We start from the raw sequence: 25,427 nt of genomic DNA on the forward strand, positions 1-25,427 counted from the left end.
GTCAGTTCTCCCGGGAGGGAGAACGTGGGTCCGTGGGTCTGGGTGGCCGGTCGGCCGAGCTCGTGGGCAGGTCGACGTAGGTGCGCCGCGTGGGCAGCAGTCGCCGGACCCGGGACAGGCGGCGAACGGCTAGCCGTCGTCGGGAGACGCCGACGACCACCTGCGTCGCGACGGTCCCGCGGGAGAACTTCGCGTCGATGTCGCGCAACGCACGGATGAGCGACTCGGCGTCGCCCCCGGCGTCGGGATGGTGCGCTCTCGCCGCCGCACGCCGAGCCTCGCGATAAGCGGGGTCGGCGTGCGGCGGACGAGGCTGGGTCACGGGCGGAGAGTACCCCCGGGAGCCGAGATCGACCCCGGCTCGGAGGACTCGGTCGGTTCCGGTCCGGAGGACCCCGTGTCGGCGCCGCCGTCCGACGGCGAAGCCACGTCCTCGACCACGACGTGCACCGGGGCATCGACCACCGCACGGACGGCGCGGCGAACCGCGTCGGCTGTCTCGCGTACGACGGCGTCCGGGGTCACGGCGATGTGGATCTCGGTCCCGTCGTCCCGGATCGCGACCCCGGCGACGCGCCTACCGGGAAGGTAGGTGCCGATCTCGCCGAACATCCCGCCGTGCAACGAGGCGACTCCGTCCACCGCGACGACCGCGTCCGCGACGAGATCGGCGCGATCGCTGCCCGACGGTGCCGCGGGGCTCATCGAACGCGTGCGGGTGCTGCGTCGTCGCGCTCGTCTTCTTCCTCGAACAGGAAGACGTCGTGCACGGTGATGTTGACCTCGGTGACCTGCAGGCCGGTCATCCGCTCGACCGCGTCGATCACGTTGCGACGGATGCCCGCCGCGAGATCCGCGATGGACACGCCGTAGTCGGCCACGATGTCGATGTCGACGGCTGCCTGGCTCTCGCCGACCTCCACGGACACGCCCTGCGAGTGGTTGACCCGGGCGCCGGGGATGCGCTCGCGCAGTGCACCGATGGCGCGGGTCGCGCCGCCGCCCACGTCGTGCACGCCCTGGACCTCACGGGTGGCGATGCCGGCGATCTTGGACACGACGACGTCCGCGATGGTGGTGCGGCCGTCGGACGCGACCAGTGCACCGGTGGAGTCGGTCTTCTTGTCCAGCGCACCGTTCGAGCCGGTGGCGGTGGTGGACGTGGTGGATCCCTGTGCTGTGGTCATCTACGTCATCCTTTCGGGTTCGTTGTGTCGGGAGTAGGTCGAGGCGGACCGAGGAAAACGTATGCGGATGTGATGTATGCCACACCACTGTCGTTTCACACCCGCTGGTTCGAATCTGCTCCGTGCACAGCGATGCGGCTCTCGTCGACGCTGCGGTCATCGGTGACCGCGGCGCGTTCGAGGAGATCGTCCGCACGCACGGTCCCGCGATGTTCCGGTACGCCCGCAACATGTTGCGTGACGACGGCGTCGCGGAGGAGGTGGTCCAGGACGCGTTCGTCGCGGCCTGGAAGAGCCTCGGCAACTACCGGTCCGACTCGGCGCTGCGCACATGGCTGTTCGGTATCACCGCACACAAGGCCATCGACGCCACGCGGCGCCGCATCCCCCGTCCGCACGAGGAGTGGCTGTTCGACGACGCCGTCAGCGACGTGTCGGACGATCCGGAGGTGCGGGCGACGGAATCGGGGTTCCTCGCCGAGCTGCGCGTGGCCCTCGGGGCACTGCCACAGATGCAGCGCTCGTGCTGGTTGCTCCGCGAGGTCGAGGGAATGACTCATGTCGAGATCGGGGAGATCCTGTCCATGTCGCCGTCCGCGGTGCGCGGTCAGGTCACCCGCGCACGAACCACTCTGAGCGAGAGGATGGCGTCATGGCGTTAGACACGGCGGACGAGCCGGACGATCCCGTGCTCAGCCGCGCCGCACAGGAACTCCGAGACGAGGAGGTGCCGTCCTGGGTCGAGGCCAGCACGGCGATCCTCGCCGCACTCCGCGCGACGGCTCGGCGGACACGCGCGCTGGACGCCTCGCACCCGGGTTTCGTCGACGGCGACTCGCTGCGGGTGGGCGACCACCTGGTGCTCCTGTCCATCGCCCGCGCCCTGTCGGAACTGCCCTGCGGGGTCAAGGGCATCGATCTCGACGTCGACGGACGCCGGTGTACCGGAGTGTCCCTGGACATCGCCGTGACGTACGGCCAGGACATGGCCGCGCTGGCGGTGACACTGACCGGGAGGACGGCCGACGCGGTGAACACCACGCTCGGCACCGCTCTCGCGGCGGAGGACGTCGCGGTGCACGTCGTGGACGTCCTACTACCCTGACGGCGTCACCACCCAGCCTGCCTGAACACACCGGGAGAACTCCATGGCCACACCCCTGTCCGTCAGCGTCGACATCGATGCACCGCCGAGCGCGGTCTGGTCCGTGGTGTCCGACCTGAAGCGCATGGGTGAGTGGAGCCCCCAGTGTGCGGTGATGAAGGTGTTCGGCCCGCTGCGCGTGGGCACCCGCACGCTCAACGTCAATCGGCGCGGACCCCTCGTGTGGCCCACGACGTCGCGGGTCGTGCGCCTCGAGCCCGAGCGACTGCTCGCGTTCCGCATCACCGAGAACCACACGGTGTGGTCCTACTTCCTGGAACCGACCGAGACGGGCACACGCGTGACCGAGCGTCGCGAGGCACCCGGCGGCACCACCAAGGTCTCCGACACCGCGGTGCGACTGGTGCTGGGCGGCACACGCAACTTCGAGGCCGAACTCGAGCGGGGCATGGCGTCCACCCTGGCGAAGATCAAGGACGCGGCCGAGAGTTCTGCTCGTACCGTGAAGTGATGACCCCTCGCGCCCGCACGACCCGCGCCCTCGCCGGCCTCGCCCTGTCCGCTGCTCTGGCGACGACGGCGTGCTCGACCACGACCGAGTCCGACGCCTCCCCCGCGGCCGGCACCCCCGAATCGCCGACATCGCAGGCAACGACACCGGGACCGACGTCCGCGGACGCCGCGAGCGCCGTCCCGAACGTCGTCGTCTCCTCACTGGCCACGGGGCTCGATCATCCGTGGGACGTGGTCCGGGCGCCGGACGGCACCGTGATCTTCGACGAGCGCCCCGGCCGCTTCACCGCGATCCGGCCCGGTGGTGAGCCGACACCGATCAGCGCCGATCTCGGCGATCTGTTCGTCGGATCGGAGACCGGTCTGATGGGCCTCGCACTGTCACCGACCTTCGAGACCGATCGGACCCTGTACTCCTGCCAGGGCATTCGAGGCGACGACCCCACCATCGGCGTGGTCGCATGGACCGTGGCCGACGACTACGCGAGCCTCACGCGTGAGCGCACCGTCGTCTCCGGGTTCCCGGTCACCTCCGGTCGCCACGGCGGATGCCGGGTGCTGGCGAACGCCGACGGCACCCTGTTCATCGGCACCGGCGACTCGGCTCAGGGCACCGTTCCGCAGGACCCGACGTCGCTCGGCGGCAAGGTCCTCCGGGTCGACGCCGCCACGGGCGCACCGGCCGCCGGCAATCCCGACCCCGCGAGCCCGGTCTTCACACTCGGCCACCGCAACGTCCAGGGACTGGCCGCCCGGCCCGGCACCGATCAGATCTTCTCCGTCGAACAGGGCACGTCGCGGGACGACGAGGTGAACCTCCTCGCGGCGGGCGGCAACTACGGGTACCGCCCGGACCGCGGCGGCGGCTACGACGAGTCCGTCGCGATGACCGATCCGGAGCGTGTACCCGGCGCCCGGAACGCGGTGTGGAGCTCGGGCCCGAGCACCATCGCCACCGCGTCGGCCACGTTCCTCGACGGTGACGCCTGGGGCGCGTGGAACGGCATGCTCGCCGTCGGCGTGCAGAAGGGCCAGGAGGTCCTGCTCCTCGACCTCTCCGACGACGGCACCACGGTGGACGCGCAGTCGACGATTCCCGCTCTCAGCGAGTACGGCCGCATCCGCACGGTGTCGGCACAACCGGACGGGACGCTGCTCGTGACGACCGACAACGGCGACACCGACCAGATCCTGCTGGTCACGCCGCAGTAGGCCCGCCGTCACGCAGTCGAGGCCGGATCGTGATGTGCCGACGGTCGGCTTAACGTTTGCTGAGTATCGGGGCCGGGTACAGAAGGTCAGTAGTCATGCCCGGTCCACGGGCAGCAAAGCTGATCTGAAAGAGGTTCCATCATGTTGGGTCTGGGCATCATCGGTTGGATCATCATCGGCGGACTCGCCGGATGGATCGGCAGCAAGATCATGAAGACGGATGCGCAGCAGGGCATCATCCTCAACATCGTCGTCGGCATCATCGGCGGCCTGCTCGGTGGATTCTTGCTCCGTGCGTTCGGTGTCGACGTCCAGGGCGGCGGCATCATCTTCAGCTTCGTCACGTGCCTCATCGGCGCGTGCATCCTGCTGTTCATCGTCAAGGCAGTCACGGGACGCGGTTCGCGCGTCTGACGCAGACCCCACCTCTCGGGGCCCCTCACGTAATCTGTGAGGGGCCCCGAGTCGTGTCCGCACATACCTCGGGCCGTGAGAGTGTGCCCGAATCGACGTAAGAGGAGCCCGTGGCCCGCAGACCTGTCCCCCCTGGTACGCCTGAACCGACCGGAGCAGGACACATCGTGGACCTGGTGCGGCGCAGCATTCCGCCGCTGCATCCCGCCGGTGCCCCGTTCGTCGCGGCGCCGTTGGCGCTCGCCGGGCTCGGCCGCCGCCACCGGGTCGTCCGCACAGCCTCGCTGCTCACCGCCGGAGCCATGGCGGGCTTCTTCCGCCACCCTCCGCGCGTCCCGCCGAATCGGGCCGGGGTTGTCGTGGCCCCCGCCGACGGTGAGGTCGCACTCGTCGACCACGCGGTGCCGCCCGCCGAGTTGAACCTCGGCACCGCTCCGCTGCCGCGGGTCAGCATCTTCCTGTCCGTGCTCGACGTCCACGTCCAGCGCGTCCCGGTGTCCGGCACGGTCGAGGCTGTGGTGCACAAGGCCGGACAGTTCCTGTCGGCCGACCTCGCCGACGCCAGCGAGGTCAACGAGCGCACCAGCATGCATCTGCGCACACCGTCGGGTCACGACCTGGCGGTCGTACAGATCGCCGGACTGCTCGCGCGACGCATCGTCAACACCACGTCCGTGGGCGACTCGCTCACCATCGGCGACACCTACGGACTGATCCGCTTCGGTTCGCGCGTCGACACCTACTTCCCGGAGGGGTCGCGGACGGCGGTGATCGTCGGGCAGCGCGCCATCGGAGCCGAGACGGTTCTGGCCGAGCTTCCGTGAGCGCGGCACGCGAGCAGGCCGACGAGTCCACCGGCCGCCAGGGCGCGGTCCGCCTGTTGCCCAGTGCCGTCACGGTGCTGGCGATGTGCGCAGGACTGTCCGCCGTGAAGTTCGCGCTCGACGGTCGACTCGGGTTGTCGCTGGCCATGATCGGCGCAGCCGCCGTCTTCGACGCCCTCGACGGTCGCATCGCACGCATGCTCGACGCGACCAGCCGGATGGGAGCCGAGCTCGACTCGCTCGCCGACGCCATCTCCTTCGGCGTCGCGCCGGCCCTGGTGCTGTACGTGACGCTGCTCGAGGGCAGCAGCGGCGGGTGGGTCATCGCCCTGATCTACGCGGTGAGCATCGTGCTGCGCCTCGCCCGGTTCAACACACTTCTCGACGACGACTCCCGGCCCGCGTTCGCCGGCGAGTACTTCGTGGGTGTCCCCGCTCCGGCGGGGGCCCTGGTCACACTCCTCCCGCTCGCTGCGGAGGAGCAGTGGGGCAACGGCTGGTGGTCCTCGTACTACGTCGTCGCCACCTGGGTGGTGCTGTCGGCCCTGCTCATCGTCAGCCGTATCCCGACGATGGCGTTCAAGACCGTCTCGGTTCCGCCGAGGATGGCGACGTTGCTGCTGATCCTCGTCGGCCTGGCGGGCGCGGCACTGATCACGTTCCCGTTCGTGCTGCTCATGGTCCTGATCGTGTTGTATCTGCTCCACATCCCGTTCGCGGTGCGGTCGCAGCGATGGGTGGCCGCGCGGCCCGAGACGTGGGAGGCCAAGCCCGCCGAGCGACGGGCCGTACGACGAGCGATGCGCAAGGACCGCCCGGCACGCACCGGGATCGCCCGGCGGCGTCGTCCCGCCCGCGCCACGGCGAGTTCGGCTCGGCTCCGACTCCGGTCACCGAGCGCCCGAGCAGCCGACGTCCCGCCCCGCGACGAGATCTAGCGGGACACTCCCGCACGAGCGAGGACCGCGTCGATCAACCGGGAGCAGGCCTCGATGGAGGCCTGCTCCCGTCGCTCGACCTCGGCGCGGATCGCGGGGACGTCCACACTCGCCTCCACCTCCGCCCGCACTCCCCGTGCGTCCCACCCCTCGATCCACGACTCGAACACGTCGACCGTGATCTCCGGGTGGAACTGCAGACCGATGTGCGGTCCCGAGACGAAGGCCTGCAGTGCGGCCGCCGTGGTCGCGAGCGGCTCGGCGCCCGGCGGGAGCGTGAACGTGTCGTCGTGGAACTGCATCCAGGGACCCTGCGCGATCAGCTCGTCGGACTCCGTCCGCACGGTCACGAATCCGTGCTCCGACTCGGCCGCACGCGTGACGGTCCCGCCGAGCACCCGCGCGAGCAGCTGACCACCGAAGCACACACCGAGAACCGGAACGCGCTGCGCGACAGCGTCACCGAGCCAGGTGATCTCCTCCGCCAGCCACGGGAGCGCATCGTCGTAGGCGGCGTCGGGTGAGCCCATCAGCACGATCAGGTCGAACGACGAGGCCGTGGGCCGGTCCGCGTCGCGGCTGTCACCCTCGAACGAGAAGGTCGTCGTCTCGAATCCGCGATCGCGGAGAGCCGGGCCGATCGAGCCGACGTTCCGGACGCCGAGGGCGTGGTCACGTTCGTGGAAGACGAGGGCGGCACGGGTCATGCGCGCAGCATAAACGGGCCAGGCTGCACACGCTGGAGCGAGAGCCCGGGCCGGTCGGCTCGATAGGCTCGGGGAGTGAGCACCCCCGATCTCGCCCTGACCGTTCGCCTCACCACCTCCGCCGCCGATGCCCGCCGCGGGGTGGTCCGTGTGCACGCGGAGGTGCTCACCGCGCTCGGACTGCGCGAGTGGGACGCCGTCGAGTTGATCGGCGCGAGGCGTACCGCCACCGTGGTGGCAAAGGCACCGGCCGGAACGCCCACGGGGACCGTGCTGCTCGACGACGTGACGATGTCGAACGCGGGACTGACGGAGAACGCGTCGGTCGTCGTCGCTCCCGTCTCGGTGCAGGCGGCACGCACCGTCCTGGTGCACGGATCCGCGACGACCACCGCGCTCGACGACGCGACGCTGCGCCGAGCACTGCTGGGAAAGGTGGTCGTCGCGGGCGACGCCGTGTCGCTCCTGCCCCGCGACCTGGGGCCGGGAACCTCCACCGCGTCGGTCTCGCAGACGCTCTCGCGCACGGTCGGTGTCGCGTGGACCACCGAACTGCTCACCGTCACGTCGACCGACCCGGCCGGCATCGTCAGCATCCAGCCCACGACGGCCGTGACGCGCGGCGCCGCTGCCCGCGGACAGTCGCACGACCGCGCGACACCCCAACCTGTCGAGGCTCCGCCCCAGCCCGTGATTCCGGTGGACGACCTGGTCGGTGTACGCGACCAGGCGGCGAAACTGACGGAGTGGCTCGAACTCTCGCTCGATCGCCCCGAGCTGCTCCGCACTCTCGGCGCGTCGGCCCAGCTCGGCGTCCTGGTCACCGGGCCGGGCGGCGTGGGCAAGTCCACCTTCGTCCGCGCCGTCGCCGCCGGTCGCAGGCTGGTGGAGATCGACGGTCCGTCGGTCGGGTCGCTCGCCCCCGAGGACCGGTTGGCCGCGGTGGTCGCCGCGGCCGATCGACTGACCGACAGTCCCACCGGTGCAGTGCTTCTCGTCGGTAACGTGGATGCGCTGCTCCCCCTGTCCGCCGACGGACGGGGCTCTGCGGCGGATCCGGTGTCGACTCTCGTCCTCGATCGCCTGCGACAGGTGGTGCAGACACCGGGAACCGTCCTGATCTGCACGACGTCACGGCCGGACGCCGCTGATCCGCGTCTGCGCGGACCTGATCTGTGCGATCGCGAGCTCGCGCTCCCGCTTCCGGGGTCGGTCGAGCGCGCCGCGTTGCTCGAAGCGCTGCTACGTGATGTTCCGACCCGGAAGATCACCCCTGCCGAGATCGCCCTGCGCACACCCGGATTCGTCGTCGCGGACCTCGCAGCCCTGTGCCGGGAGGCAGCCGTCCGGGCCGCGGTGCGTGCCCACCGGGACTCGGCCGAGCCCGTTCTCACACAGGACGATCTGGTCGGGGCCTTGTCGGTCATCCGGCCACTCTCCCGGTCGGGCACCGAGGAACTCGCGGTCGGCAGCCTGACCCTCGACGACGTCGGCGACATGGTGGAGACGAAGCGGGCGCTGACCGAAGCGGTGTTGTGGCCGCTACGCCATCCCGACTCCTTCGCGCGGCTCGGTGTCGAGCCGCCGCGGGGCGTGTTGCTCTACGGCCCGCCGGGGTGCGGCAAGACGTTCGTCGTCCGGGCACTCGCCAGCTCGGGGCAACTCAGCGTGCACGCCGTCAAAGGCGCGGAGTTGATGGACAAGTGGGTCGGCTCGTCGGAGAAGGCCGTCCGCGAACTGTTCCGGCGAGCACGAGACTCGGCACCGTCGCTCATCTTTCTCGACGAGGTCGACGCCCTGGCACCGCGCCGCGGGCAGAGCAGCGATTCCGGCGTCGGCGATCGCGTGGTGGCCGCGTTGCTCACGGAGATGGACGGCGTCGAGCCGCTGCAGGACGTCGTGATCCTCGGCGCGACCAACAGGCCCGAGCTCATCGACCCGGCACTGCTGAGGCCCGGACGACTGGAGAAATTGGTGTTCGTACCGCCGCCCGACGCCGAGGCGCGTCGCGCGATCCTCGCGACGGCCGGAGCCTCGGTGCCGCTGGCGGACGACGTCGATCTCGACTCTCTGGCCGAGAATCTCGACGGGTACTCCGCCGCGGACTGTGCGGCACTGCTGCGCGAGGCGGCTCTCGCCGCGATGCGCCGCGACGTCGACACCGCCGTCGTGACAGCGGACGACGTCGCGACCGCGCGCGACGCCGTCCGGCCGTCACTCGATCCGGTGCAGGTGGCCGCTCTCGAGGCCTACAGCACGAGGGACTAGGTCACGCCCAGTCGGCGAGCACCTCGTTCGCGCGCTCGGCGAGCACCATCTGGAAGATGGGGCCGAAGCTGACACGACCGACACCCAGCTGCGCGAGGGCGGACTTCGAGTTCTTCACCGGGTGGCCGATGGCGTTGACCGGCAACGGGAGCTCCGCGGTGAGTCGCTTCTGATCGTCGTCGCTGTGGAAGCCGACCGGGTAGAGCACGTCGGCACCGGCAGCGGCCGCCAGCTTCAGGCGGGCGATGGCGCGATCCACGCGATCGTTCTCGTCACCGATCTGCTTGACGAAGAGGTCGGTACGGGCATTGATCACCACGTGGACGTCGGTGGCATCCGAGGCTGCGCGCAGTGCACCGACGAAGTCGGCGTGCTCCTGCGCCTCACGCAGACGGCCGCCCTCGCTGTGCACGGTGTCCTCGATGTTCAGGCCCACCGCACCCGCGTCGATCAGTCCCTCGATGAGACGCTTCGGGTCCTCGCCGTAGCCCGACTCGATGTCGACGGAGATCGGCACGTCGACGGCGGCAGTGATCTGGCGGATGCGAGTGAGCAACTCGTCGAAGGTGATGCCCTCGTTGTCCGGCTTGCCGATCGAGTCGGACACCGGGTGCGAGCCGACGGTCAGGGCAGTGAAACCCGCGCTCACCGCGAGGTTCGCCGACCAGGCGTCCCAGACGGTCGGAAGGATCACCGGGTTTCCGGGGACGTGCAGTTCGAGGAGGGTCGTGGCCTTCGTTGCGAGTGTCATGCTCGGGGCAACCGAGGGGGGCCGCTGTCGATTCCCGAAACCGGATGAAGACCGATAGGTTCGCCGCGTGAGCGCATCCGGTGGACGTCTCGACGCCGTGTCGACGCCGATCGCCCTCGTCGTCGGTGCGGGCACCGCCGTGCATGCCGTGACGTCGCCCGATCTCGTCGCCGACACCGGCAACGGCCCCGCAGCGGTGGTGGCAGCCGTGGCCGTGGCCGCGCTGCTCACGGGGCGATCGAGCAGAGCCGCACCCGCGGTCCTCGCTGCCGTCGGCGGCGCAGCGCTGGTTCTGGGCACTCTCGGATCCTCGGCCGCCCTGTCCCTGCTGGGGGCGCTCGGCAGTGGCGTCGTCCTCGGCGTGCTCGCGGTCCTCGCCTCGGTCCGACGCCTGTGGGTCGCCGCGTTCGGAGTCGCGTCGACCGTCTCTCTGGTCCTGAGCATCACCGTCGTCGCGATACCGCGGCGCTACGCCTCCTACGTCGACACCGACACGACGACGTACCGCACCATCGCACTCGTCGCCGCGACGGTGGTGACAGTGCTCGCGATCGGTCTGCAGTCGAGGACGCAGCGCTCGTCCCGGAGTTCCTCGACTCGCACCGCCCTGACGGCAGTGATCGTCGCCCTCGTCGGACTCGTCCCGGTGCTGGTCACGAACCTGACGGCCGCCGCCGGAGCAGCCGGGCTGGGCGCGGTGACCACGACGGCCGCGTGGTCGGTGTCGACGATCGTCGTCACGCTGGTGCTCGTCGGTGTCGCTCTGGCACTGCCGAGCGGCGGCGTCCTCGTCGTCGCGGGCACCGTGCTGTGGTTGTCGACGCGGCCGGCCTCCGTCGTCGTCCTCACGACGGCGGGCACCACGGCCCTCCCCCTTCTCCTCGTCGTCGGGGTCGCACTCGCCTGCGCCGTGGGCGCCGCGGCAGGCGCCCGTGCACGACCCGCGGTGGGCACACCGCTGGCCATCCTGTGCTGCGCGGCCGTGGTGGCGGCGATCCACCTCGGGACGTCCTTCACCGGAGTGGCCGTCATCGCGGCGGCGCTCGCGACCGGCGCCGTCGTCGGGGCCGGCGCCGCGTCCGTCGACGTGCCGTCACCCGCCGCCGTCGTCGGCGCCGGCCTGCTCGTCCCCCTCGCTCTGACGACCATGCCCTCGTCCCCGATCTCGGCGGACTTCGGCTGGACGGCGTACACGCCCCTCACCCTGCAGTCGGGGTCCGTCACCCTCACCGAGCCCACGGCAGGGACACTGGTGACGGTGACCTGCCTCGCTCTGTGCGCCGTCGGCGCCGAACTGATCCGACGGCGCCGCGGGTGAGACACCACATCGCCCTCGCCACCTCCCTCCTCGCAGCCGCGCTCGTCGGAGCTCTCGGCGCTCTCGCGTGGTCCGGCCCCCGCAGCGACACCTGGCCGTTCGCGGCCACCGTCGACGATCTCATCGGGTGGTCGTCCACCCAGTCCACCGCCACCGTGGTCGGGCAGGTGCTGGTGGTGGTCACCGTCGCGCTGGCCGTCGGACTGCGGATGCCGACGCGCATCGCACCATGGGTGTGCGCGGCCCTGCTGGTCGTGGTGCTCGCCTTCACCAAGGTGGCGATTCCCGAAGCGGCGAGCCTGGCCGTCTTCACCGCACTGCACATCCTCAAGTCGTGCGCGGCCGGCGTCCTGGTCGGCCTCGTCCTGCACGCCACCCGACGATCCGCCGCCGGATGGGTGGCCCTCGCGACCGGCGTGCTCGGGGGAACGCTGCTCGCCTCCGTCGGAACGACCGCCGCGTCCGCCGCGTTCGTGGCGACGCGTCTCGACAGCACCAGCGTGTTCGGCGAACCGGCCTGGTGGTTGATCGGTTCCGCCTTCGCGGCGTGCATCGTCGCCGCCGTTCTGCATCGACCGGCCGCTGATCCCGACGAGGACCCGACCGCTCGCGAATTGGTGCGCCTCACCGTCTACGCGGTGATCGTCGCCGTCGTCTGCCGCGTGGGTGTCGAGATCGTCGGCACCGGCGAGTACGCACTGTGGAAGGCGATCGTCGTGCTGATCGTGGCGCTCGTCGTCGTGGACCGCGTCGCCGCACGGTGGGAGTCGGCCGATGCACGAACGGTGCTGGTCGCGATCCTCGTCACGGCCGCTGCCGTCGCGATGTGGAACGTGGGCGCCCGCACCCTGCTCGACTCCCGGCTGCTCACCGTGGTGGGCGTGGTCGGACTGGTCCTCGGCGCCGTCCTGGCCTGGCGGCTCCCGGTCGGACGCATCACGTCCTGGCTCGCGGCCCTGGCACTCACCGCGCTGCCGATGGGCGCTGCCCTCGTGAGCGTCGACGAGGTGTCCGCGGCAGCACTCGGGGTGGTGGCCGCGCTCGTTCCGATCGCCCTGACCGCCGTCACCGCGGATCCGCACGCGACGGTACGGCCATTGGCGGCGGCGCTGCCCGGGATCGCGATCCTCTTCAGTGCGGCGGCGCCGGTACCGGCGCAGACACTCGACCCCGAGTGGCTGAATCAGCTGTCGATCGGGTCCGACCAGCCCACCGGCGACGCGTACACGGGGAGCCTGTCGGTGATCGGCGACCTCGACACTGTCATGGCCGAGTACACGTCCACCGACCTCACCTCCGCCTACCTCCTGCTCGGGGTCGCCGCGCTCTGCACGCTGCGCATCGTGTGGCTGTCCCGGCGCACAGATGCCCCCGAGCAGGACGCCGAACCCCATGCGTGAGCACGGGTTCCTCAGATCACCAGGCCCTGCGCCTGGAGGTGCCGGAAGACGCGCATCGATCCCGGCGCGACATCCGGCATGGCGGCGTACTCGGCGACGGTGAACCACCGCAGATCAGCGATCTCGCTGGTGGCCCGAGGTTCGCCGGTGAGGTCGGCGGAGAAGCACGTCATGTGCAGATCGCGGCCGAGGGGGTCGCCGAACGCCGGGCACTCGACGACACACAGCAGGTGTACCGACGACTCGACGACGTCGACGCCCAGTTCCTCCCGCACCTCGCGGTGCAGCGCCTGGAGTGGTGTCTCACCGGGATCGATCTTGCCGCCGACCATGTAGAACGCACGCTTGCCGACCGACCGGGCCTGCAGCATCCGGCCGTCACGGACGAGGGCGAGGGCGGCGGTGCGCAGTGGTTCGGTCATCGCCCGGAGACCATACCCGTACCGGGGGTGGGTATCGCTGACCGCGAGGGCGTGGACCCGCACCGGTAGTATGGAGTGGACGACGTCTCGTGCGTCCGACACCCCGCCGCCCCGACGTCCACGACGGAGTGCCTCTTGCTTTCCATTCTCGTTGCCCACACGGTGGCCGCGCTGATCGCGCCGCTTCTCGTGCGTCTGTGGGGACGACAGGCTTTTCTTCCGCTCGCCGCGGTGCCGGCCGCCTCGCTCGTCTGGGTGGCCGCGAACTGGAACACCGAGCAGCGACTGTCCATCGAGTGGGTCCCCGGACTCTCCATGAACATCGATCTGCGCTTCGATTCCCTGGCCGCGGTCATGTCCACGCTGGTGCTCGGCATCGGCGCACTGATCCTGCTCTACTGCGCTCGCTACTTCGAGGACGACGAGCCCCGTCTGGGCATCTTCGCCGCGGAGCTCGTCGCATTCGCCGGTGTCATGTTCGCGCTGGTCACCAGCGACAACATGCTGATGCTCTACATCTTCTGGGAACTGACGACGGTGCTGTCGTTCCTGTTGGTCGGGCACTACGCCGAGCGCGCCTCGAGTCGACGCGCCGCGACGCAGGCTCTGCTGGTCACCACGGCCGGCGGTCTCGCCATGCTGGTCGGCATCATCGTGCTGGGCCAGACGGTGGGCAGTTACAACCTCTCCGACGTCATCGAGGCGGCGCCCCGCGGCTGGTTGGCGGGCACCGCCCTGGTCCTGGTCCTGGTCGGCGCGCTGAGCAAGTCGGCCATCGTTCCTCTGCACTTCTGGTTGCCCGGCGCCATGGCCGCGCCGACACCCGTCAGCGGGTACCTGCACGCCGCGGCGATGGTCAAGGCCGGCATCTACCTGGTGGCGCGTCTCGCACCGGGCTTCGCCGACGCCGGGCCCTGGCGCTTCACCATCCTCACGCTCGGTCTGGCGTCGATGCTCGTCGGCGGCTACCGCGCACTGCGTGCGTACGACCTCAAGCTCGTGCTCGCATTCGGCACGGTGAGCCAGCTCGGCTTCCTCGTCGCCATCGTCGGCATCGGTTCGCGGACGGCGATGCTCGCGGGCCTCGCGATGGTCCTCGCCCACGGCTTCTTCAAGGCCGCGCTGTTCATGGTGGTGGGCATCATCGACCACTCGACCGGCACCCGAGACGTGCGCAAGCTCGCGCATCTCGGGGACCGGTCGCCCGTTCTCGCCGCGACGGCCGTGATCGCAGCGGCGAGCATGGCGGGCCTTCCGCCGTTCCTCGGTTTCATCGGCAAGGAGACCGCGTTCGAGTCGACGCTCGACTCGGACGCGATGGGTCCGCTCTCGTCTGCGCTGGTGCTGGCCGCGATGGTCGTCGGCTCGATCCTGACCGTCGCCTACAGCCTGCGCTTCGTGTGGGGCGCCTTCGGTCGCAAGAAGCTGCGGCAGCCCAGCGCCGCCGTCGCCTCGATGCACGCACCGGGATGGTTCTTCCTCTTCCCGCCCGTGCTGCTCGCCGTCCTCGGACTGGTGGCCGGCCTCGCCGCGCCGGTCGTCGACACCCTGATCGCGCCGTACAGCAAGACCCTGCCGTCCTACGGCGCGAAGGACTACCACCTCGCGCTGTGGCACGGCGTCAACCTCCCGCTGGGTCTGACCGTCGTCGTCATCCTCGTCGGCGTCCTGCTCTACCGAGTGCACAAGGCGATCGCGCGAACGGTCCCGGCCGTGCCGCTGAACGCCGACCGGGTGTACGACCGCGTCCTCTACCTGATGGACCTGCTGTCGCTGCGCCTCACCGGAACCACCCAGCGCGGTTCGCTTCCCGGCACGCAGGCGACCATCCTTGCCACCCTCGCTCTGTTCCCGCTCGTGTCGCTGATCGTCTACACCCGCACCGGCGTCGAGAGTCGTCTCGCCGACTCCCCGATCCAGCTCATCGTGGGCGCCATCATGGTCGCGGCCGCGATCGGCGCCGTGGTGATGAGGAACCGTCTGGCAGCGGTGCTGCTCGTCGGTGTGACCGGCTACGGCTGCGGTGTGCTGTTCGCGGTGCACGGTGCGCCGGACCTCGCGCTGACCCAGTTCCTCGTCGAGACGCTCACGTTGGTCGTGTTCGTTCTCGTGCTGCGCAAGCTGCCGGCGGAGATCGACGAGGGGCGCGCGTTCGGCCGCAAGCCGGCACGCGCTGCCCTGGCCGTGCTCGTCGGCATCACGGTCACGCTGGTGGGAGCGTTCGCGATGAACGCACGCAGCACCCGCCCCATCGCGGAGTTGCTCCCGGACGCCGCGTACAACTTCGGTGACGGCAGCAACGTGGTCAACGTGATCCTGGTCGACATCCGCGCCTGGGACACCCTCGGCGAGATCTCGGTGCTGCTCGTCGCGGCCACCGGCGTCGCCAGCCTGGTGTTCCGCAATCGTCGCTTCGGCAGTGCGCCGCGTGTGTCCGACGCCCCGTCGGCGATGGACGGCCAGCAGGTCGCGTCCGAGATCACGTGGCTCAGCGGCAGCGATCTCATCGACCCCAAGCACCGCGTCCTGGTCCTCGAGATCACCACTCGCCTGGTGTTCCCGACGGTCATGATGCTGTCCATCTACTTCTTCTTCGCCGGCCACAACGCGCCCGGCGGCGGCTTCGCGGGTGGACTCACCGCTGGCCTCGCCCTCGTGCTGCGCTACCTCGCCGGTGGCCGCTACGAGCTCGGCGAGACGGTGCCGTTCGACGCCGGGAAGATTCTCGGCATCGGCCTCCTGTTCGCCGGCGGTACGGCCCTCGCCTCGTTGTTCCTCGGAGCACCGGTGCTGTCGTCCGCCACCTTCGAGGTGACGCTCCCGATCCTCGGCGACATCAAGATGGTGACCGCCCTGTTCTTCGACCTGGGTGTCTATCTCATCGTCGTCGGACTGGTTCTCGACGTCCTTCGAAGCCTCGGAGCGCGCCTCGACGCGCAGATCGAAATGAGCCGCCAGTGACCGCGAACATCGGAATGCTCGTGGTCGTCGCCGCGCTGATCGCGGCCGGGGTCTACCTGCTGATCGAACGCAGCATCATCCGGATGCTGCTCGGCGTGCTGCTCATGGGCAACGGGCTGAACCTGCTGATCCTCACCTCCGGCGGTGGGTCGGGCAATCCACCCGTGGTCGGACGCGTGTCCGAGGTCGCCGACGGTGACGCGGATCCGTTGGCGCAGGCCCTGATCCTCACGGCCATCGTCATCACGATGGGCATCGCGGCCTTCGTGCTGGCCCTGGCGTACCGGTCGTACACCATCAACATCGCGGACGTCGTCGAGAACGACCCCGAGGACACCAAGGTGCTCACGCGTCGCAGCCTCGCGGACGCTCCGGACCGCGACAAGTCCGACGATCCGATCACCGGCGAGCCCGGCGAGGCCGGAGACGCCTTCGACAAGGACGGAAACCCGATTCCTCTCGACCAGATCGCCAACCGCGAGGACCTCGAGTGCTACGAGGATCTCCACGAGGGCAAGTTCCGTGACCGGGACGACGTCTCCACGCCGGCGGGTGACTCCCGATGACGCTGTCGCCGACCATCATCGGAACCCTCACCCCGCTCCCGGTCCTCATCCCGCTGCTCGCGGCCGCCCTGTGCCTCGTGCTCGGTCGGAAGCCACGCGCGCAGCGGGCGGTCACCATCGTCGCGCTCGTCGCCGTGACCGCCGTCTCGTGCGTCCTGCTCTACCTGGCGGACCGGGACGGCACCACCGCGCTGCAGGTCGGCGGGTGGGAGGCGCCGATGGGCATCACCCTGGTGGTCGACCGCCTGTCCGCTCTGATGCTGGTGGTCTCGTCGATCGTGCTGCTGGCCGTCATCGTCTACGCCGTCGGGCAGGGCATCCGCGACGGTGACGCCAATCAGCCGGTGTCGATCTTTCTACCGACGTACCTGGCGCTCACGGCGGGTGTGTGCAACGCGTTCCTCGCCGGTGACCTGTTCAACCTGTACGTGGGGTTCGAGGTCCTGCTCGTCGCGTCGTTCGTGTTGCTGACGCTCGGTGCCAGCGCCGAACGGGTGCGTGCCGGCGTCTCGTACGTCATGGTCTCCGTCGTCTCGTCGATGATCTTCCTGGCGGGAATCGCCGCCACGTACGCGGCCACGGGCACTCTGAACTTCGCCCAGCTCGCGCTGCGTTTCGACGACATCCCGCAGGGCACGCGGCTCGCGATCTTCTCGATCCTGCTCGTCGCGTTCGGCATCAAGGCCGCGGTCTTCCCGCTGTCGGCCTGGCTCCCCGACTCCTACCCGACGGCGCCCGCGCCGGTCACCGCCGTGTTCGCGGGCCTGCTCACCAAAGTGGGTGTGTACGCGATCATCCGGACCCACACGCTGCTCTTCCCGGACGGCGCCATGGACAACGTGCTGCTGGTCGCCGGTCTGCTCACGATGGTCATCGGCATCTTCGGTGCCATCGCCCAGAGCGAGATCAAGCGTCTGCTCTCGTTCACGCTGGTCTCGCACATCGGCTACATGATCTTCGGTGTCGCGCTGTCGACGAAGGCCGGTCTCTCCGGGTCCGTGTACTACGTGGCCCACCACATCCTGGTGCAGACCACGCTGTTCCTCGTCGTCGGCCTCATCGAGCGCCAGGCCGGGTCGTCGTCGCTGCGCCGGCTCGGTGGTCTCGCCGCGGCCAGCCCGCTCCTGGCCATCCTGTTCCTCGTTCCCGCGCTCAACCTCGGCGGCATCCCCCCGTTCTCCGGCTTCATCGGCAAGGTGGCGCTGCTGCAGGCCGGTGCGGACAAGGCGAGCGTGCTGGCCTGGGTCCTCGTCGCGGGCGGCACGATCACCAGCCTGCTCACGCTCTACGTCGTCGCCCGTGTGTGGACGAAGGCGTTCTGGCGCGCCCGCGCCGACGCCCCGGACGGCGAGATGTCGGACGACTCCCCCACCGCGCTGCTCGACAACGCCAACGACGTCGACTTCGACAGCCGCGTCGATCCGGGCCGGATGCCGGTCGGGATGCTCGTCCCCACGGTGGGACTGGTGCTCGTCGGACTGTCGCTCACCGTGTTCGCCGGACCGTTCATCGGGATCAGCGACCGCGCCGCCGACGACCTGCGTGACCGCAACGTCTACATCTCGGCCGTGCTGGGCACCGTCGAGGATCCCGTCACCTACGCGGACGGACGCGACGCACCGGCGGAGGGAGGACGATGACCCTCATGAGTCGCGACGTCGCCCTCAAGGCCGCGTTGCTCGCATGGCTCACCGGCGTGTGGGTGCTGTTGTGGGGCAACGTCTCCGCGGCCAACATCCTGGGCGGTCTCGTGGTCGGACTCTTCGTGATGACAGTCCTGGCGCTGCCGCGCGTTCCGGTCGAGGGCCGGGTGCACCCCCTGTCGGTGGTGCGACTGATCGGCGTGCTCGTCTGGTACGCGGCGGTGTCCAGCGTCCAGGTCGCCTGGGCCGCGATCCGTCCCGGACCGTCACCCGTCAACGCGGTGCTGCGCTACCCGGTGCAGATCAAGTCCGACCTGGTGCTGACGTTCATGGTGGACGCGCTGAACATGGTGCCCGGCACCATGGTGCTCGACATCGACCGCGAGGATCGGGTGCTGTACATCCACGTCCTGGACGTCGCGAAACCCGATGCGGTGGACCAGTTCCGCACCATCGTGCGTGCCTACGAGACGGCCTTCATCTCCGCGTTCGAGCGCGACCCGGAATGGCACCCGGCCACCGAGATCGAATCGATGGCGGACACCGACGTGGACAGCGTGGCCGACACCGTCGACGACATCAGCACCGACTACTCCGACAAGTCCGGCGACGAGAGTTCGTCCGCCCGCAGGTCGGACCGGAAGGAGGACCGGTCGTGACCGTCGTCCTGATCGTCTCCGGCGTGATGCTGCTGTCCGCCGCCGTCATCACCGCGTATCGCCTTCTCGCCGGCCCCAACTCGCTCGACCGCCTCGTCGCCGTCGACACGCTCATCGCGCTCACGGTCTGCGGGGTGATGGTGTGGGCGGTGTACTCCCGCGACACCACGCTGGTGCCGTCCATCGTCGCGCTGTCGGTGGTGGGCTTCGTCGGGTCGGTGAGCGTGGCGCGGTTCCGCGTCGCCGACACACCCGAGACCCGGCGCGCCGCGGCCGCCGCCACGGCGCGGACCCCGCACCCACCCCGCGGAGACGAGTCCCGCGACCGACGGCAGGGGAAGTCATGACACTCGTCCTCGACATCATCAGCGGCACGATGATCATCCTGGGATCGATCCTCGCGCTCACGGCGGCCATCGGAGTCGTCCGCTTCCCGGACACGTTGTCCCGCATGCACGCCGCCACCAAGCCTCAGGTGGTGGGGTTGATCCTGATTCTCATCGGCGCGTTCATCAGCCTGCGCGGCAACGTCGACATCTGGATGATCTTCCTCGTCGGCGTCTTCACGGTGCTCACGGCGCCGATCATCGCGCACACCGTGGGCCAGGTCGCCTATCGCGAGCAGAGCAGCCGTGACGACCTCTTCATGGTCGACGAGCTGCGCGCGGACGAGCGCAACGACCGAGCCTGATCAGCGAGGTTCTGGTCAGCGACGTTCTGGTCAGCGGAGTTCGGAGATGAGCGAGTCGACGACGGCGATGAGGTCGCCCCCCGACCTCTCCGCCAGGGCACGCTGACGCTGATACGACGCACCCTGGCGCGGGATGTCCGCGACGCGGCCCAGCTCGTCCACGCACCCCAGCCGCACGGCGATCGGGGTGAGCTTCTCCAGCAGGTCGAACAGGTCGTCGGTCATGAGCCGCTCGTTGCTGTCGGCGTCGAGCACGATCTCGGCGTCCAGCCCGTACCGCGCGGCGCGCCACTTGTTCTCCTGCACGTGCCACGGCGGGATGGTGAGCAACGGCTCGCCGGCATCGAGCCGCTCGTCGAGATACACCACGAGGCAGTGGATCAGGGCGACCAGGGCACCGAGCTCACGCTTGGTGGACACCCCGTCGCACACCCTGATCTCGATGGTGCCGAGCCGCGGCACGGGACGGATGTCCCAGTGCATGCCGCCGAGCTGCGAGATGACGCCGGTCTTCATCTGGTCGTGCACGAAACCCTCGAACTGCGACCAGGTCTCGAACTGGAACGGCAGTCCCGCGGTGGGGAGCTGCTGGAACATGAGCGCGCGGTTGCTGGCGTAGCCGGTGTCCGACCCGGCCCACATCGGGGACGACGCGGACAGCGCGAGCAGGTGCGGGTACTGCAGCAGGATCGAGTTGAGAATCGGGAAGACCCGGTCGGCCGAGCGGAGTCCGACGTGGACGTGGACGCCCCAGATCAGCATCTGCCGACCCCACCACTGTGTGCGCTCGATCAGCTCGTCGTAGTGCGGGGCCGCGGTGAGCTGTTGCGACGACCACTCGGCGAACGGGTGTGTCCCGGCGCAGAACAGGTCGACTCCCAACGGATCCGCGGCGCGGCGCACCAGATCCAGCGACTCGCTCAGATCGTCGATCGCTTCACCGACGGTGTCGCAGATGTCGGTCACCAACTCGACCGTGTTGCGCAGGAGTTCCTTCGTCACGCGCGGCGTGTGCGCTCCAGCGAGCTCCACGACGCCGTCCATCACCTCGGAAGCGGTGTTCGACAGATCCCGCGACACGCGGTCGACGAGCGCGATCTCCCACTCGACGCCGATGGTCGGACGCTCCGACCCGGCGAACGGCACCGTGGTCGATCTCGACTCGTTCTTCAGGGGGACGTGCCCGTCTACTCGGACTCGGCGACCGCGCAGGCGACGCGGCTGCCGGCGTCGCCCGTGCTGAGGGTCGTCGCGTCGGGAACGGGCTGGCCGTCGGGCAGCGTGTAGCGCGTCGGGATGTTGGCGAAGTTGTCGGCGCCCGAGTGGACGATGACGGCCACGCCGCCGCGCAGGTCGTCGAGCGTGACCGAGTCGGTCGTCGTCGTGAGGTCGGCGGTGCCGTCCTCACGCACCTGCAGCGAGGTCAGGTCGCCGCTGGCCGGGTGGCCGGTGTTGCCGTTCACCTGCAGGTGACCGCCGGCGGACAGGAATGCGCCGGGCTCGCCGCCGGTGGGAGCGACCGAATCGGGCTCGCACACGGGGTTCTGATGCATGTGCAGGCCGTGGAAGCCGGGGGTCAGACCCTCAGCCTCGACAGTGACCTCGAGGTGTCCGTCGACCTCGGCGAAGGAGACCGTGCCCATGGTCTCGCCCTCGGGGCTGCGCAGGTCGCCGGTCATCGCGGCCTCGGTCGCCGAGCCCCCGCCCTCGGAACCCTCGCCGCCCGCGCTGTGGGACTCCTCGCCGTGCTCGGAACCCGCGGGCGCGGCGGAGCTGGTGAAGACGGGCGGGGTCGTGCCGGCGACGTCGCTGGCTTCCTCGCCGTTGCTGCAGGCCACCATGCCGAACAGGGCTACTGCGGCGAGAGGCGCCACGACGAGGGTGCGAGGTGCGACTCGGCTGCGCTTCCAGCTGGCCATGGTGAAGGTCTCCTAGATGTGTGGGGACGTGCTGACCTGAACTCTAGTCACCCGGTGACGATGACGATGATGCCGGGCGTGGAGGACTCGATGCCCTCGAAACGTGGTTCGACACCGAAGCCCAGTGTGGTCGCGATGCGTTCGGCCTCGGCCTGCTGACCGGACACCGACGGGTCGTAGTAGACCGTGGAGGCCGCGATGGTGCCGCTGCTGTAGTTGCCGGTCTCGCCGACCGTGAAACCGGCCGACTCGAGCGTCTGCGCCACCTCGGCGGCCAGTCCGCTGACATTGCTGTTGTTGAGGACGCGCAACGACTGTGCCGCGGCCGTGGTGGAGGACGGCGCACTGGTCGTCGTCGTGGCGGCCGACCCGGCGCTCGCGTCGGACTGCGGCGCGGCGGGTGCTGCCGCAGCGGCGGTGGTGGTCACGGCCGCTGCGGTGGAGGTGGGCGTGTCCTCGTCCGAGCCCGTGAGGGAGAAGAAGCCGAGACCTGCGAAGACGACGGCCAGCGACAGCAGAACCATGGCCAGCGCTCGCAACGGTGGGCCGGACGAGTCCGGGGTCGGAGTGCTCGCGGGGGTCTGATCAGTCACGCTGCGAGCCTAGCGACTCGGCCGAACCGGGTGACCCGGGGCGGCGCGGGACGACACCCGTCAGATCTCGAAGCCGAGTCGACGCGCAGCGCGTGCCTTCTGCCGGCTCGCGCGCAGACGACGCAGGCGCTTCACGAGCATCGGGTCCGCGGCCAGCGCCTCCGGCTTGTCCACCAGGGCGTTGAGCACCTGGTAGTAGCGGGTCGCCGACATGTCGAACAGTTCCTTGATCGCTTCTTCCTTCGCGCCGGCGTACTTCCACCATTGGCGCTCGAACGAGAGAATGTCGTGTTCCCGGCGGGAGAGTCCGTCACTCGGCTCGTCGGCCCCGTCGGCTCGCCCGTGACTTCGCGCTGCAGCGCTGTCCATCTCACTCCTGTCGTCTGTGCCGCCCTCGGCATCGCGTCTCGCGAGCTCTGCCGTCGACCTCGGGCTGTGCCGTGTGAACCCGGCCGTGACCGTGTTCTCGCGCGTCCCCCGGACCCGAAGAGGTCCGCGCACGGCGGTGAATCACATCCGTGTCGTTCGCCGCCAATCTAACCACGGACCGGGCTCCGGGATGCGGCGACACCGCGGCGCGTCTCGGCCCGGCCGACCGGACCAGAAATCGTCCACCGGGCGGGCAGTATCCTTCTGGACCATGGCAATTCTCCCCATCCGTATCGTCGGTGACCCGGTGCTGCACACCCCCACCCAGCAGGTCACGGCGTCGCCCGCGGAACTCGAGACGTTGATCGCGGACATGTACGACACGCTCGAGGCCGCCAAGGGTGTCGGACTGGCCGCCAACCAGGTGGGTGAACCGCTCCGACTGTTCATCTACGACTGCCCCGACCACAGCGAGGACGGCACGGTGACGCGCCGCCGCGGCGAGGTGATCAACCCGGTTCTCGAGACGTCGGAGATTCCCGAGACGATGCCCGATCCGGACGACGACGACGAGGGGTGCCTCTCGGTTCCCGGCGAGCAGCACCCGACGGGTCGGGCCGAGTGGGCGCGTGTCACCGGAACCGATGCGAAGGGTGAGCCCGTCGACATCGAGGGGCACGGTTTCTTCGCGCGCATGCTGCAGCACGAGGTGGGCCACCTCGACGGTTTCCTCTACGTCGACGTGCTGGTCGGACGCAACGCGCGGGCGGCGAAGAAGGCCATCAAGAAGAACGGGTGGGGCGTACCCGGGCTGAGCTGGATCCCCGGCACCGTCGCGGATCCGTTCGGCCACGACGACGACGAGTGACTCGGGACGCCCCGGTTCCGGGCTCGCGGGTGGTGCTGCGGTACCGCCTGCCGGACGGGTCGACCCCGCCGTTCACCGACGTGATCGGCATCCTCGCGGCGTCCGGCACCGCGGTGACCGTGCAGCCGGAGTCCGGTGACCCGGTGACCGTGCCGGCCGAGCGCATCGTCGCACTCAAGGCGTTGGCACCTCGGCCCGTCCGCAATTCGGAGATCCGCGGTCTCGAGAGTGCGGCGGCCGATGCGTGGCCGGGCCTCGAGCAGGAGTGGATCGGTGGATGGCTGCTCCGCGCCGGCGCCGGCGTGACCCGACGAGGCAATTCGGCGAGCCCCCTGCGTCCCGACGCGTCCGCCGTCGACCTGCCGGCCGTCGCCGCCTGGTACCGCGACCGGGACCTGCAACCCTCGCTGTCGTTGCCGGACCGACTTCTCCGGGCGCCGGCGGGATGGAGCCTGTCGGCGGAGGCACTGGTGCTGACGCTGCCGATCCCGTCGTCGACCGGGCCGGACACGGACACGGACACCGAGCGCATCGCCGCGCCCGACGACCGATGGCTGGCGCACCATCCCCGCTACCGGCATCGTCCGGACCTCCTCACCGCGGTCCACGACGGTGTCGTGACCTTTCTCCGACGAGGCGACACCGCGGTCGCCCGCGCTGCCGTCACCGCATCGCCGACCGGACGACGCTGGGTCGGCATCACCGCGGTGGCCACTCGACCCGACGAGCGTCGGCGCGGTCACGGGTCCGCGGTGTGTGCCGAAGCGATGCGGTGGGGTGCCGACCACGGCGCGACGCACGCCTACGTCCAGGTCGAGGTGGACAACGACGAGGCGCGATCGCTGTACGAGCGCCTCGGCTTCACGGAGCATCATCGCTATCGCTACGCGAGCCCGGAGGGTGTCACCGCCCCGGGCTAGGGTCGCTCACCGTGCGCCTGGCTACCTGGAACGTGAACTCCGTCCGCTCGCGAGTCGACCGCATCGTCGACTGGCTCGAGCGCTCCGATGTCGACGTTCTCGCGATTCAAGAGACGAAGTGCAAGGACGATCAGTTCCCGTACCAGCGTTTCACCGACATCGGGTACCAGGTCGCGCACGTGGGCACGAGTCAGTGGAACGGTGTCGCCATCGCGTCACGCGTCGGGCTCGACGACGTGCAGATCGGGTTCGAGAACCAGCCGGGGTTCAGCAAGGACCCGGAGGTCCCGCCCGCCGACGAGGCCCGGGCCATCGGCGCGACCTGCGGGGGCGTGCGCGTCTGGAGCCTGTACGTCCCCAACGGACGGTCCCTCGAGGACCCGCACTACCGCTACAAGCTGGACTGGCTCGCGACCCTGCGCGACGACGCCCGGTCGTGGCTCGCCGCCGATCCGCAGGCACGCATCGCGTTGGTCGGTGACTGGAACGTGGCCCCCACCGACGACGACGTCTGGGACCCGGCGCTGTTCGAGGGCCGCACGCACACCTCGGGACCGGAGCGCGACGCGTTCCGAGCCATCGTCGACGAAGGATTCGCGGACGTGGTGCGACCGTTCACCCCCGGCCCCGGTGTCTACACCTACTGGGACTACACGCAGCTGCGTTTCCCGCGCCGCGAAGGGCTCCGCATCGACTTCGTGCTGGCCTCACCCGCACTCGCGGCGCAGGTCACCGACGCCTCGATCGATCGTCAGGAGCGCAAGGGGAAGGGCGCCAGCGACCACGCGCCGGTCGTCGTCGAGCTGGGCGGGGACGCCGCGGTGACCGAGCCGGCCGGGGCCTGATCGGCCACCATGTCGAGATATTCGATGTTCGCGCCGATGAATCGACGCACGTAGGAACACTGGGGCCAGATCGACAGGTCACCGATACGCAGGATGTCGAGGGCGCCGCGCACGAGGACCGCTGCCCACCCGTGGTCGCCGAACTCCTCCTTGACGACGGTGTGCTGGAGCACGACCGTGTCGCTGTCGGGTGCGACCTCGTACGCGAGGATGCCGACGAGCGCATCGCCGACGGTCAGGACGAAGCGCGAGTTGCTCGGATCGTCCGACACGAGACTGGTGTCCATGACAACAGTTCACCATCGATGTTGTGACGGATGGTGTTCCTGTGACT

At 69.7% G+C, this 25,427-nt stretch carries 29 protein-coding genes and 1 pseudogene; 19 read left to right on the top strand and 11 right to left on the bottom strand.

All coding sequences use genetic code 11. From position 1 onward, the window contains the following. Position 1 precedes the first annotated feature (1 nt). The 3 genes from HQ314_RS08895 to HQ314_RS08905 are packed head-to-tail and all read right to left on the bottom strand — an operon-like array spanning position 2 to position 1,187. Positions 2 to 322, bottom strand: a complete 321-nt coding sequence (locus HQ314_RS08895; RefSeq protein WP_037186113.1) for a hypothetical protein — start codon at positions 320 to 322, stop codon at positions 2 to 4. Next, the gene (locus tag HQ314_RS08900; protein WP_261781498.1) at positions 319 to 705 is read right to left on the bottom strand and encodes a hypothetical protein; all 387 of its coding nucleotides are present in this window, start codon (positions 703 to 705) and stop codon (positions 319 to 321) included. The genes HQ314_RS08895 and HQ314_RS08900 overlap by 4 nt, the downstream gene beginning before the upstream one ends. Continuing rightward, positions 702 to 1,187, bottom strand: coding sequence for an Asp23/Gls24 family envelope stress response protein (locus HQ314_RS08905; RefSeq protein ID WP_056441439.1), 486 nt, complete (start codon positions 1,185 to 1,187; stop codon positions 702 to 704). The genes HQ314_RS08900 and HQ314_RS08905 overlap by 4 nt, the downstream gene beginning before the upstream one ends. Positions 1,188 to 1,309: 122 nt before the next feature. Between HQ314_RS08905 and HQ314_RS08910 the strand changes: the two genes are divergently transcribed. The 7 genes from HQ314_RS08910 (at position 1,310) to HQ314_RS08940 (ending at position 6,193) form a co-directional block, all read left to right on the top strand. Further along, positions 1,310 to 1,849, top strand: coding sequence for an RNA polymerase sigma factor (locus tag HQ314_RS08910; protein ID WP_235578871.1), 540 nt, complete (start codon positions 1,310 to 1,312; stop codon positions 1,847 to 1,849). Continuing rightward, a complete protein-coding gene (locus HQ314_RS08915) occupies positions 1,840 to 2,292 on the top strand; it encodes a hypothetical protein (protein ID WP_222649839.1) in 453 nt (150 codons plus the stop codon). Before HQ314_RS08910 ends, HQ314_RS08915 begins: the two co-directional genes overlap by 10 nt. 43 nt (positions 2,293 to 2,335) lie before the next feature. Then, positions 2,336 to 2,803 (top strand): SRPBCC family protein, encoded by a 468-nt coding sequence (locus HQ314_RS08920; protein ID WP_027506258.1) that lies wholly within the window; start codon positions 2,336 to 2,338, stop codon positions 2,801 to 2,803. Then, on the top strand, positions 2,803 to 4,017 hold the full coding sequence (locus tag HQ314_RS08925; protein ID WP_222649840.1) for a sorbosone dehydrogenase family protein: 1,215 nt from the start codon (positions 2,803 to 2,805) through the stop codon (positions 4,015 to 4,017). Before HQ314_RS08920 ends, HQ314_RS08925 begins: the two co-directional genes overlap by 1 nt. Positions 4,018 to 4,158: 141 nt before the next feature. Then, entirely contained in the window at positions 4,159 to 4,431 is a 273-nt protein-coding gene (locus HQ314_RS08930; RefSeq protein WP_027506256.1) for a GlsB/YeaQ/YmgE family stress response membrane protein, read from the top strand. Positions 4,432 to 4,541: 110 nt separating this feature from the next. Next, the gene (locus HQ314_RS08935) at positions 4,542 to 5,255 is read left to right on the top strand and encodes a phosphatidylserine decarboxylase (protein WP_222649841.1); all 714 of its coding nucleotides are present in this window, start codon (positions 4,542 to 4,544) and stop codon (positions 5,253 to 5,255) included. An 83-nt stretch (positions 5,256 to 5,338) separates the two neighbouring features. After that, positions 5,339 to 6,193, top strand: a complete 855-nt coding sequence (locus HQ314_RS08940; protein WP_231476405.1) for a phosphatidylcholine/phosphatidylserine synthase — start codon at positions 5,339 to 5,341, stop codon at positions 6,191 to 6,193. Here the strand turns inward: HQ314_RS08940 and HQ314_RS08945 are convergent. Beyond that, complete coding sequence (locus HQ314_RS08945; RefSeq protein WP_222649842.1) at positions 6,190 to 6,900, bottom strand: type 1 glutamine amidotransferase; 711 nt, start codon at positions 6,898 to 6,900, stop codon at positions 6,190 to 6,192. The two genes, HQ314_RS08940 and HQ314_RS08945, sit on opposite strands and share 4 nt — an antisense overlap. 75 nt (positions 6,901 to 6,975) lie before the next feature. Between HQ314_RS08945 and HQ314_RS08950 the strand changes: the two genes are divergently transcribed. Then, complete coding sequence (locus tag HQ314_RS08950; protein WP_222649843.1) at positions 6,976 to 9,168, top strand: AAA family ATPase; 2,193 nt, start codon at positions 6,976 to 6,978, stop codon at positions 9,166 to 9,168. 1 nt (position 9,169) lies between these two features. Here the strand turns inward: HQ314_RS08950 and HQ314_RS08955 are convergent, their stop codons facing one another. Further along, positions 9,170 to 9,919, bottom strand: a complete 750-nt coding sequence (locus HQ314_RS08955; RefSeq protein ID WP_027506251.1) for an isocitrate lyase/phosphoenolpyruvate mutase family protein — start codon at positions 9,917 to 9,919, stop codon at positions 9,170 to 9,172. Positions 9,920 to 9,986: 67 nt separating this feature from the next. Between HQ314_RS08955 and HQ314_RS08960 the strand changes: the two genes are divergently transcribed. Continuing rightward, positions 9,987 to 11,237 carry a hypothetical protein gene (locus HQ314_RS08960; RefSeq protein ID WP_222649844.1) on the top strand — a complete coding sequence of 417 codons (1,251 nt, stop codon included), beginning with the start codon at positions 9,987 to 9,989 and terminating at the stop codon, positions 11,235 to 11,237. Next, positions 11,234 to 12,637: a hypothetical protein gene (locus HQ314_RS08965; protein ID WP_222649845.1), complete on the top strand. Its 1,404-nt coding sequence runs from the start codon at positions 11,234 to 11,236 to the stop codon at positions 12,635 to 12,637. The genes HQ314_RS08960 and HQ314_RS08965 overlap by 4 nt, the downstream gene beginning before the upstream one ends. 11 nt (positions 12,638 to 12,648) lie before the next feature. Here the strand turns inward: HQ314_RS08965 and HQ314_RS08970 are convergent, their stop codons facing one another. Further along, on the bottom strand, positions 12,649 to 13,059 hold the full coding sequence (locus tag HQ314_RS08970; protein WP_027506248.1) for an NUDIX domain-containing protein: 411 nt from the start codon (positions 13,057 to 13,059) through the stop codon (positions 12,649 to 12,651). A 135-nt stretch (positions 13,060 to 13,194) separates the two neighbouring features. On the opposite strand from HQ314_RS08970, the gene HQ314_RS08975 reads away from it, so the two are divergent. From HQ314_RS08975 to mnhG, 6 genes and pseudogenes are all read left to right on the top strand, one after another. After that, the gene (locus HQ314_RS08975; protein WP_056442264.1) at positions 13,195 to 16,020 is read left to right on the top strand and encodes a Na+/H+ antiporter subunit A; all 2,826 of its coding nucleotides are present in this window, start codon (positions 13,195 to 13,197) and stop codon (positions 16,018 to 16,020) included. Further along, a complete protein-coding gene (locus HQ314_RS08980; protein WP_027506246.1) occupies positions 16,017 to 16,586 on the top strand; it encodes a Na(+)/H(+) antiporter subunit C in 570 nt (189 codons plus the stop codon). The genes HQ314_RS08975 and HQ314_RS08980 overlap by 4 nt, the downstream gene beginning before the upstream one ends. After that, on the top strand, positions 16,583 to 18,226 hold the full coding sequence (locus tag HQ314_RS08985) for a Na+/H+ antiporter subunit D (RefSeq protein WP_222649846.1): 1,644 nt from the start codon (positions 16,583 to 16,585) through the stop codon (positions 18,224 to 18,226). The genes HQ314_RS08980 and HQ314_RS08985 overlap by 4 nt, the downstream gene beginning before the upstream one ends. Further along, positions 18,223 to 18,888: a Na+/H+ antiporter subunit E gene (locus tag HQ314_RS08990; RefSeq protein ID WP_261781499.1), complete on the top strand. Its 666-nt coding sequence runs from the start codon at positions 18,223 to 18,225 to the stop codon at positions 18,886 to 18,888. The genes HQ314_RS08985 and HQ314_RS08990 overlap by 4 nt, the downstream gene beginning before the upstream one ends. Further along, a pseudogene (locus tag HQ314_RS08995) lies at positions 18,885 to 19,136 on the top strand (monovalent cation/H+ antiporter complex subunit F); the annotation flags it as partial. The gene HQ314_RS08990 and the pseudogene HQ314_RS08995, both read left to right, overlap by 4 nt. A gap of 95 nt (positions 19,137 to 19,231) precedes the next feature. Next, positions 19,232 to 19,579: a monovalent cation/H(+) antiporter subunit G gene (mnhG, locus tag HQ314_RS09000; protein ID WP_027506245.1), complete on the top strand. Its 348-nt coding sequence runs from the start codon at positions 19,232 to 19,234 to the stop codon at positions 19,577 to 19,579. 30 nt (positions 19,580 to 19,609) lie between these two features. Here mnhG and HQ314_RS09005 read toward each other — a convergent pair whose 3' ends face one another. From HQ314_RS09005 to HQ314_RS09020, 4 genes are all read right to left on the bottom strand, one after another. Next, a complete protein-coding gene (locus tag HQ314_RS09005) occupies positions 19,610 to 20,725 on the bottom strand; it encodes a glutamate--cysteine ligase (protein WP_222649847.1) in 1,116 nt (371 codons plus the stop codon). 41 nt (positions 20,726 to 20,766) lie between these two features. Next, a complete protein-coding gene (locus HQ314_RS09010; protein WP_222649848.1) occupies positions 20,767 to 21,498 on the bottom strand; it encodes a superoxide dismutase family protein in 732 nt (243 codons plus the stop codon). 47 nt (positions 21,499 to 21,545) lie between these two features. Beyond that, entirely contained in the window at positions 21,546 to 22,022 is a 477-nt protein-coding gene (locus HQ314_RS09015) for a LytR C-terminal domain-containing protein (RefSeq protein ID WP_222632640.1), read from the bottom strand. Between the two features lie 129 nt (positions 22,023 to 22,151). Further along, a complete protein-coding gene (locus HQ314_RS09020; protein WP_027506241.1) occupies positions 22,152 to 22,460 on the bottom strand; it encodes a DUF3263 domain-containing protein in 309 nt (102 codons plus the stop codon). A gap of 271 nt (positions 22,461 to 22,731) precedes the next feature. On the opposite strand from HQ314_RS09020, the gene HQ314_RS09025 reads away from it, so the two are divergent. From HQ314_RS09025 to HQ314_RS09035, 3 genes are read left to right on the top strand one after another with little or no spacing between them, the layout of a single operon-like run. Then, positions 22,732 to 23,328, top strand: a complete 597-nt coding sequence (locus HQ314_RS09025) for a peptide deformylase (RefSeq protein WP_027506240.1) — start codon at positions 22,732 to 22,734, stop codon at positions 23,326 to 23,328. After that, on the top strand, positions 23,325 to 24,248 hold the full coding sequence (locus tag HQ314_RS09030) for a GNAT family N-acetyltransferase (RefSeq protein ID WP_222649849.1): 924 nt from the start codon (positions 23,325 to 23,327) through the stop codon (positions 24,246 to 24,248). Before HQ314_RS09025 ends, HQ314_RS09030 begins: the two co-directional genes overlap by 4 nt. Before the next feature lie 11 nt (positions 24,249 to 24,259). Then, complete coding sequence (locus HQ314_RS09035; protein WP_222638011.1) at positions 24,260 to 25,093, top strand: exodeoxyribonuclease III; 834 nt, start codon at positions 24,260 to 24,262, stop codon at positions 25,091 to 25,093. On the opposite strand, the gene HQ314_RS09040 is transcribed toward HQ314_RS09035, so the two are convergent. Beyond that, complete coding sequence (locus HQ314_RS09040; protein ID WP_051613451.1) at positions 25,000 to 25,380, bottom strand: GNAT family N-acetyltransferase; 381 nt, start codon at positions 25,378 to 25,380, stop codon at positions 25,000 to 25,002. The genes HQ314_RS09035 and HQ314_RS09040 overlap by 94 nt on opposite strands. Positions 25,381 to 25,427: the final 47 nt, after the last annotated feature.

Origin of the sequence: Rhodococcus sp. BP-332 (assembly GCF_019836065.1) — a bacterium.
Lineage (GTDB): Bacteria > Actinomycetota > Actinomycetes > Mycobacteriales > Mycobacteriaceae > Rhodococcoides.

Coding starts and splice junctions, on each gene's coding strand:
- HQ314_RS09025 (WP_027506240.1), top strand. CDS start 22,732: ATGGCAATTCTCCCCATCCGTATCGTCGGTGACCCGGTGCTGCACACC.
- HQ314_RS09015 (WP_222632640.1), bottom strand. CDS start 22,022: ATGGTTCTGCTGTCGCTGGCCGTCGTCTTCGCAGGTCTCGGCTTCTTC.
- HQ314_RS09040 (WP_051613451.1), bottom strand. CDS start 25,380: ATGGACACCAGTCTCGTGTCGGACGATCCGAGCAACTCGCGCTTCGTC.
- HQ314_RS08900 (WP_261781498.1), bottom strand. CDS start 705: ATGAGCCCCGCGGCACCGTCGGGCAGCGATCGCGCCGATCTCGTCGCG.
- HQ314_RS08990 (WP_261781499.1), top strand. CDS start 18,223: ATGACCCTCATGAGTCGCGACGTCGCCCTCAAGGCCGCGTTGCTCGCA.
- HQ314_RS09020 (WP_027506241.1), bottom strand. CDS start 22,460: ATGGACAGCGCTGCAGCGCGAAGTCACGGGCGAGCCGACGGGGCCGAC.
- HQ314_RS08945 (WP_222649842.1), bottom strand. CDS start 6,900: ATGACCCGTGCCGCCCTCGTCTTCCACGAACGTGACCACGCCCTCGGC.
- HQ314_RS08905 (WP_056441439.1), bottom strand. CDS start 1,187: ATGACCACAGCACAGGGATCCACCACGTCCACCACCGCCACCGGCTCG.
- HQ314_RS08955 (WP_027506251.1), bottom strand. CDS start 9,919: ATGACACTCGCAACGAAGGCCACGACCCTCCTCGAACTGCACGTCCCC.
- HQ314_RS08940 (WP_231476405.1), top strand. CDS start 5,339: ATGTGCGCAGGACTGTCCGCCGTGAAGTTCGCGCTCGACGGTCGACTC.
- HQ314_RS08970 (WP_027506248.1), bottom strand. CDS start 13,059: ATGACCGAACCACTGCGCACCGCCGCCCTCGCCCTCGTCCGTGACGGC.
- HQ314_RS09010 (WP_222649848.1), bottom strand. CDS start 21,498: ATGGCCAGCTGGAAGCGCAGCCGAGTCGCACCTCGCACCCTCGTCGTG.
- mnhG (WP_027506245.1), top strand. CDS start 19,232: ATGACACTCGTCCTCGACATCATCAGCGGCACGATGATCATCCTGGGA.
- HQ314_RS08920 (WP_027506258.1), top strand. CDS start 2,336: ATGGCCACACCCCTGTCCGTCAGCGTCGACATCGATGCACCGCCGAGC.
- HQ314_RS08915 (WP_222649839.1), top strand. CDS start 1,840: ATGGCGTTAGACACGGCGGACGAGCCGGACGATCCCGTGCTCAGCCGC.
- HQ314_RS08930 (WP_027506256.1), top strand. CDS start 4,159: ATGTTGGGTCTGGGCATCATCGGTTGGATCATCATCGGCGGACTCGCC.
- HQ314_RS08985 (WP_222649846.1), top strand. CDS start 16,583: ATGACGCTGTCGCCGACCATCATCGGAACCCTCACCCCGCTCCCGGTC.
- HQ314_RS08925 (WP_222649840.1), top strand. CDS start 2,803: ATGACCCCTCGCGCCCGCACGACCCGCGCCCTCGCCGGCCTCGCCCTG.